6 protein-coding genes are annotated in these 7,266 nt (G+C 41.8%); 2 read left to right on the top strand and 4 right to left on the bottom strand.

Going from position 1 to position 7,266, the window contains the following annotated elements; translation table 11 throughout:
- Positions 1–59 precede the first annotated feature (59 nt).
- From dnaK to FTV42_RS13630, 3 genes are all read right to left on the bottom strand, one after another.
- Entirely contained in the window at positions 60–2,000 is a 1,941-nt protein-coding gene (gene dnaK, locus FTV42_RS13620; protein ID WP_004647118.1) for a molecular chaperone DnaK, read from the bottom strand.
- Positions 2,001–2,118: 118 nt separating this feature from the next.
- On the bottom strand, positions 2,119–2,667 hold the full coding sequence (grpE, locus tag FTV42_RS13625) for a nucleotide exchange factor GrpE (RefSeq protein WP_004647116.1): 549 nt from the start codon (positions 2,665–2,667) through the stop codon (positions 2,119–2,121).
- Between the two features lie 1,003 nt (positions 2,668–3,670).
- Positions 3,671–4,171, bottom strand: a complete 501-nt coding sequence (locus FTV42_RS13630; RefSeq protein ID WP_180039051.1) for a hypothetical protein — start codon at positions 4,169–4,171, stop codon at positions 3,671–3,673.
- A 217-nt stretch (positions 4,172–4,388) separates the two neighbouring features.
- Between FTV42_RS13630 and FTV42_RS13635 the strand changes: the two genes are divergently transcribed.
- The gene (locus tag FTV42_RS13635; RefSeq protein WP_180039052.1) at positions 4,389–5,459 is read left to right on the top strand and encodes an alpha/beta hydrolase; all 1,071 of its coding nucleotides are present in this window, start codon (positions 4,389–4,391) and stop codon (positions 5,457–5,459) included.
- A 69-nt stretch (positions 5,460–5,528) separates the two neighbouring features.
- On the opposite strand, the gene FTV42_RS13640 is transcribed toward FTV42_RS13635, so the two are convergent.
- Entirely contained in the window at positions 5,529–6,203 is a 675-nt protein-coding gene (locus FTV42_RS13640) for an acetoacetate decarboxylase family protein (protein WP_180039053.1), read from the bottom strand.
- Between the two features lie 103 nt (positions 6,204–6,306).
- Here FTV42_RS13640 and FTV42_RS13645 point away from each other — a divergent pair, with 103 nt between their 5' ends.
- A complete protein-coding gene (locus tag FTV42_RS13645) occupies positions 6,307–6,879 on the top strand; it encodes a peptidylprolyl isomerase (RefSeq protein WP_180039054.1) in 573 nt (190 codons plus the stop codon).
- Positions 6,880–7,266: the final 387 nt, after the last annotated feature.

Below are 7,266 nucleotides of genomic sequence, written 5' to 3' on the forward strand. Positions count from 1 at the left end.
TTAAGTCGAGACATAAAAAAACCGCGCTTTCGCGCGGTTTTTTCAGTTAAAGCGACAAATTATTTTTTGTCATCTTTCACTTCAGTGAACTCAGCATCTACAACGCCGTCGTCCGCTTTTTGAGATTGACCTTCGCCGCCTTGGAATGCATTCGGGTCAAAACCTTGCGCACCGCCTTGGCCTTGAGCAGCTTCATATGCACGTTGTGTAATTGGCATGATGATATTTTGCAGCGCTTCAGTTTTCGCTTTGATTTCTTCAACGTCATTTTCTTTAGTTGCAGCTTCAAGCTCAGAAACCGCCGTTTCAACAGCAGTTTTTTCGTCAGCTGTTACTTGTTCACCAAGATCTTTCACTGCTTTTTGTGAAGAAGCAACTAAAGCATCCGCTTCGTTACGAGCTTTTGCAAGCTCTTCAAACTTACGGTCTTCTTCAGCATTTGCTTCAGCATCTTTGATCATTGCTTCGATTTCAGCATCAGACAAACCTGAGTTTGCTTTAATCTGGATCGATTGCTCTTTACCAGTGCTCTTGTCTTTCGCAGATACTTTCAAGATACCATCAGCATTGATGTCGAAAGATACTTCAATTTGTGGCACACCACGTGGCGCAGGTGGAATGTCACCTAACTGGAAGTTACCCAACAGTTTGTTTTGCTGCGCCATTTTACGTTCACCTTGGTAAACTGAAATGTCTACAGCAGGCTGGTTGTCCGCAGCAGTTGAGAATACTTGAGATTTCTTCGCAGGAATCGTGGTGTTTTTCTCGATGATTGCAGTCAACACGCCGCCCATGGTTTCAATACCAAGTGTCAACGGAGTTACGTCAAGTAGAAGTACGTCAGTTTTGTCACCTGAAAGTACCGCACCTTGAATCGCAGCACCCATGGCGACTGCTTCGTCAGGGTTTACGTCTTTACGTGGCTCTTTACCGAAGAACTCTTGAACCTTCTGTTGAACCATTGGCATACGTGATTGACCACCCACTAGGATCACGTCAGAGATGTCAGAAGTCGAAAGACCAGCATCTTTAAGCGCAATACGGCAAGGCTCAATGGTACGCGCAACCAGGTCAGCAACCAGACCTTCTAATTTTGCACGTGTTACGTTGATCACTAAGTGTTTAGGACCAGTCGCATCAGCAGTGATGTATGGAAGGTTGATTTCAGTTGCATTTGAAGATGAAAGTTCGATCTTCGCTTTCTCAGCAGCTTCTTTTAAACGCTGTAACGCCAGTGGATCTTGTTTCAGGTTAAAGTTTTGTTCTTTCTTGAACTCTTCAACCAGGAACTCGATTAACGCGTTATCGAAGTCTTCACCACCTAGGAATGTGTCACCGTTAGTCGACAATACTTCGATTTGCTGGTCACCATCAAGGTCAGCAATTTCAATGATTGAAACGTCGAAAGTACCACCACCCAAGTCATAAACCGCGATTTTACGATCGCCTTCTTTCTTGTCCATACCAAACGCAAGTGCCGCAGCAGTTGGCTCGTTGATGATACGTTTAACTTCTAAACCTGCAATTTTACCTGCATCTTTAGTTGCTTGACGCTGTGCATCGTTGAAGTAAGCAGGAACAGTAATAACAGCTTCAGTTACGGTTTCGCCCAGGTAATCTTCAGCAGTTTTCTTCATCTTTTTCAAGATTTCAGCAGAAACCTGTTGTGGCGCCAATTTTTTGTCGTTGACATCAACCCAAGCATCACCGTTGTCAGCTTTGATGATTTTGTAAGGAACCAGACCGATATCTTTTTGTACCGCTTGGTCTTCATAACGACGACCGATCAAACGTTTGATCGCGAACAATGTATTTTTCGGATTCGTTACTGCTTGACGCTTTGCAGATTGACCTACCAGAATTTCGCCATCTTTATAGGCAATAATAGATGGAGTGGTACGCGCGCCTTCAGCGTTTTCGATTACTTTAACTTTGTCGCCTTCAAGTACTGCAACACATGAGTTTGTAGTACCTAAGTCAATACCAATGATTTTAGCCATTTGGATGTTTCCTCTAAAATTTTTTTGTGATTTACACTTGTTATCCGATATGAGAGCCGTTCGATTTTTTTCAAGTAAAATTTTTGAAAAATTTCACAAACTCCCGAATTTATTTGGCTTAAGCGCCGACCATCACCATGGCAGGACGCAATAAGCGACTGTTAAGCGTGTAGCCTTTTTGCAAAACAGTCCCAATTTCATTTGCTTTGGCATTTGGATCAATCCCGACTGCCTGATGCAGGTCAGCATTGAAACCGTTGTTGGTATCCACTGCCACAACCCCAAATTTCTCCAAGGTATGCAATAAAGATTTAAGGGTCAGTTCAACACCTTCACGCAATGGTGTTTGCTCTTCACCTGCAGCCACAATGGCACGTTCCAGATTGTCGACTGTTTCTAGAAGCTCTTTAGAGAACTTTTCCAGAACTGTATCTTTATGCTTTTCAGATTCACGCTGAATACGTTCAACACTCTTTTGTGCTTCATAAACTGCATTGGCGGTACGGGCTTTTTCTAACTTCAAGTCACCTTCAAGCTGCGCAATCTGCTCTTGTAAAGACTCAACGGAAACTTCAGCCTGCTCGGTTTCAGCTTGAGTTTGCGCTGTATCTTGTTCCGCTTGCTCTTGCTCAAGTTGTTGAGCTTGCTCGTTTTGCTCAGTCGCCATTGATTTACTCCGTTTAAATGGGTTCTTAAACATGTACAGTCCTTAGGCCTCAGTGTTCACTGCGTTTATGCTGAACTGCCATGGTTGTGAAGTTCTTGATTACCTAAAGAAATCGGGGCAGGGTGTAAAAATTCAAGCGTCGACCCAGATTAAATTTAAGATTTATACAAAATACTGAATCCAGCGGATAGCAGAACAAGCTATTCAGAACACAACAGCAGGATAGGATGAGAATAAAATACACGGACATCAGCAGCGATGAATCCGAATTTTGAACTGAATAGATTTAATTAGCGACTAAATCTAAGAATTAAGTATTTGAAAATAAATATAAAAAATGAATAATCGTATTTTTGAATCAAATTAATAATTTTAATCCGTTTTAAGTATTGGTAAAAAAATTGCATCATACTTCTATTAACAGCGACCTTGTTCAGAGGAGAGAGCCGAACCGGGTTGCTGTTGCCCTATTTTAGAGTTGCTTTTTTCAAGATGAGTATCCCCAAAACTCAGCTTTTTTTTGCCTGTTTATTTATTAGACATAAAAACGATTAATATCTAAGCAATAAAGTCTTTCACAATAGATGAACTTTTGATTAATATTTATTCCAGATTCTATCGCTGTAGTTTCTTCTTATTTTGAAATGTGTTTTCGTGGCTTATCCTGTTCTCTAGATAAGCCTTTTTTTGTCCAGAATTTACCTTTTTTGAATTTGTTGGAATCAGTCGTCTCTATTTTAGCGGTTTGTAAGATAAAACTTACAGCTTGGATAGTGAATGTCCGCTTCATGAGAGCAAGTTGATTCGATAGGATAATTTATATAGAGAATAGGATGTTCTGGTTGAATTGCTGAGAAGCATAAGCGAAGTGGAAGTTCGTTTAACATAACCCTCTGCAAAGGCCCTAAAGAAATTTTCTTTAGGGCCTTTGTCTATCTGGCAGCTATCTTTTTCCATTTAAAAAGCCCAGTCTGGGCTTTTAATACAGAAAATGATTCAAGTCTTAATCGCGACGATCGCGTGAACGTTGTTCTTGATGACGTCGGTTGTCATTCCAGCGTTGATTAGAACGATTTTGCTGGACTTTTTTACTGCGTTGATCTGTTACACGTTTACGCTCCAGATCCTGACGACGTTTACGTTCTGCCTCTGCCTGTTTTTGCCGTTGCGTCATGATATTTTTACGTTGCTGTTCATGGCGCTGTCGTTCCAGTTGGCTTTTACGTCGATCCAGCTCTAACTGTCTTTTACGATCCTGCTCCCAATTGCGACGTTGTAATTCCTGTTTACGTCGATCCAGTTCAATGCGTTTGCGTTGCTGTTCATATTCCCAACGTTGCCGCTCATAGCGACGATCTTGTTCATAACGCCGGTCCAGTTCATAGCGACGGTCATAACGCTGATCATAGCGGCCATCATAATAGCCACCATCTTCAGGAAATGCGACGCAGCCTACAGCTAAAAATGCAGTCGCCAAAGACAAAGCTATAATTTTGTTAGCCATAGGCATCCTCCCGATTTGCAATAAAAAATATACTTAAGCTTGCAAAAGTACGTCAAAAATAACCTTTAAACGGTCAACGACATCTTTTATAAATGAGGGTAACGTATCGGGTAGAAGCTATATGTACATTGATATTAAGACTTATATAAGAATATGGTCACTGAAACGCTAATCGTGTAGAAACTATGAAGAATTAAGAGAATAAGGACTAAAATTAATGACTGTGAATCCTCCGGTTCTGAAAAGTGTAATGGAAAAAGGACAAGGGACGGCAGCGCGTATGCTGGACCGCTTACCTGGCATTGCACAGGAAGCATTGGTCAAGGCCTTGGATTATCCTCATGTCTATCCTGATTTAGATCCATTGGTTAAATGCCTGATGGCCATCCAGATAAAACAGGGGCATAGCAGTTTTATCAGTGAGGATCTGGCACATTCGCGCACATTGTTTGATGCACGTATGAAAGCCATCCAGGCTAGACCGACTGCAGTCAAATTTATTGAAGAACTCCGCCTCCCTCTACAGAGTGGCAGCATCTTTGCCCGGCATTATCATCCAGCTCCGCAGAAGAAGTTACCGATGGTGATTTTTTATCATGGCGGTGCATTTATGGTGGGCGGGCTGGATAGCCATGATGAATTCTGTCGCTTGCTGGCAGTGCATGCCAAAGTACAGGTGTTAAGTGTGGCTTATCCGCTGACGCCTGAATTTAGCCCCTTGCAGATGGTACAGGTTTGTGAAGATGCCTTGGCTTGGGCACATCAGCATAGTAAGCAACTAAAAATCTATAAAAACCGTATTGCCGTGGCAGGGGACAGTGCCGGAGGAAATCTGGCTACTGTCGTGGCACAGCGCAGTGCAGGTAAATCTTATGCCGCACGAGCACAGCTTTTGCTTTATCCGGCTGTCGACTTTAAAAGTCGCCATCCTTCTTTTTATGCCTATAAAGATGGGCTGGTACTTTCGGAGCAGGATATTGATCTGGTGACCTTCATGTATGCCCAAACCCATCAGATTGAACTGGATGATCCGCTGATTTCACCTACTTATGGTGAATTGCGGAATTTACCGCCAAGTTATGTAATTACCGCACGCCATGATGTCCTGCATGATGAAGGTTCAATCTATGCGCATAAACTACGCCAAAATGGCGTGAGTGTTCATTATCATGAATATACCGATCAGGCACATGGTTTTATCAACCTGACGCCGATCTCTCGCCGTGCCAAAAAATATGTGATTGAGATCAGCAAAAACTTCCGCAAATTCTGGGACAAAAATAGTTAAATCCAAGGCGCGAGCGCAAAAGGTGTTTCTCATGAAACACCTTTTTTATAGCTAAGTTTTTATCAGTTCTTATACTTTGCTGCTGATCTGGGCTTCAGGAAAGATCAGATTGAATTTGGGGACATAAAAGCTTTGCAGCAATTTGGCTTTGGAAAAGTCTGGAAATATATTCTCGGCATCTTGCCATTCTACTTGCGAGAGTTTAGAAAGATGACCGCGGAACTGTGGACTAAACTGAAAACGCTGGCCTTTCCAGGCTTGCTGAATCTTCAGCATAGATGCTGGAATATGATGACTATTAATGTAGAACTGGCGCGCGGATTTGGTTTTCTTCAATCGAATCGCCATATGCTGATTCTGGTGCTGAATCTGACACAGTACTTCCTGATCCTTTTTCTGCCATTCAAACTGTGCATGTTCTTTGGGAATGCCCCATAAATGCTGACCGTGTACCACAGACTCATGGGTAGACACATAAATTTTAGGAATCGAGCTGAGGCGTCGTTTACTAATTAAAGGATGATCCAGAATCAGTAACTCATCATAAGGGCCAATCGGCGAAGCGTGATAACGCACCAATAAGACTTGGACCATACGACCCAGCGGAGAAGGCGCAATACGGAACTGTTTTGCTTGCTCAATAAAGCTTGGGGTCAGCCAATAATTCAGAATAAAACCCTCACCCTGCAAACGCCAAGGTGGAAACTGGTGGATATTTTGCTCCTGTAATAATGCATGCTTCATTCTTATTCTCTTGTCTTTAGTCGGCAGGTCACTGCATTATGAGTTATAAAAGATTAATATATAGTCATTCACAACCATTACTTCTAAGTAGATGAGTTAATAAATGTTAAAGAAATCATTATGTGTCATCGCACTTGCTGCGGTCAGTCTGCCAAGCTTTGCTGCCAATACGATTATTGAGATGAAGACTTCATCTGGAAATATTGAAATTGAACTTTTCAATGACAAAGCCCCAATCTCGGCAAAGAACTTCGAAAGCTATGTAAAGAGCAACTTCTATAAGGACACGATTTTTCACCGTGTCATTCCCGGCTTTATGGTGCAGGGTGGTGGCTTTGATGTAAACATGAAAGAAAAAGCCAATAATAAAGCACCCATTAAAAATGAATCATCGAATGGTCTGCAAAATAAACGCGGTACTTTAGCCATGGCCCGTACCAATCAGCCGGATTCTGCCCGAGCACAATTCTTTGTAAACCTGGTCGATAATGATTTCCTGGATCGTTCTGCTAGAAATGCCGGCTATGCGGTATTTGGTAAGGTCACTAAAGGCATGGATATCGTCGATCAGATTGCCAAAGTACCGACCCGAAACTATGGAATGCATCAAAATGTGCCGGTGAACCCTGTAAAAATCACCAGTGTGACGATTAAAGCACCAGTCGTAAAAAATTAGGCATAGAATAAAGCAGAAATATTTAATTTATATTTCTGTTTTAAAAATATGTACTTATGTAATGAATTGTATGGAATTGAACCAATTTGGTGCATAAAAATAAAACACTCGTGATTCCTGTGCGTTAAAAGCGCTTGCACGTGTAAGAAATTGCCCTATAATGAGCACATACCGACGAGATAGACGGAAACGAACGAAGCAGAATGGCGGAGTTGTTGAGTTTATCGAAGTCCAGCTTCTGGCACTGACGAGGTGTTAGAAAGATCATTAAGAGATTATGAAGAACAACTTGTGTGGATTTTTACTGGTTGATTGATCGAAATTATTTTCATTGATTGATGGTAGAAATTACTCGAAGTTTATTTGAGAAATATTTGTCAGAAAATT

Source organism: Acinetobacter sp. YH16052 (assembly GCF_013417155.1).
GTDB lineage: Bacteria > Pseudomonadota > Gammaproteobacteria > Pseudomonadales > Moraxellaceae > Acinetobacter.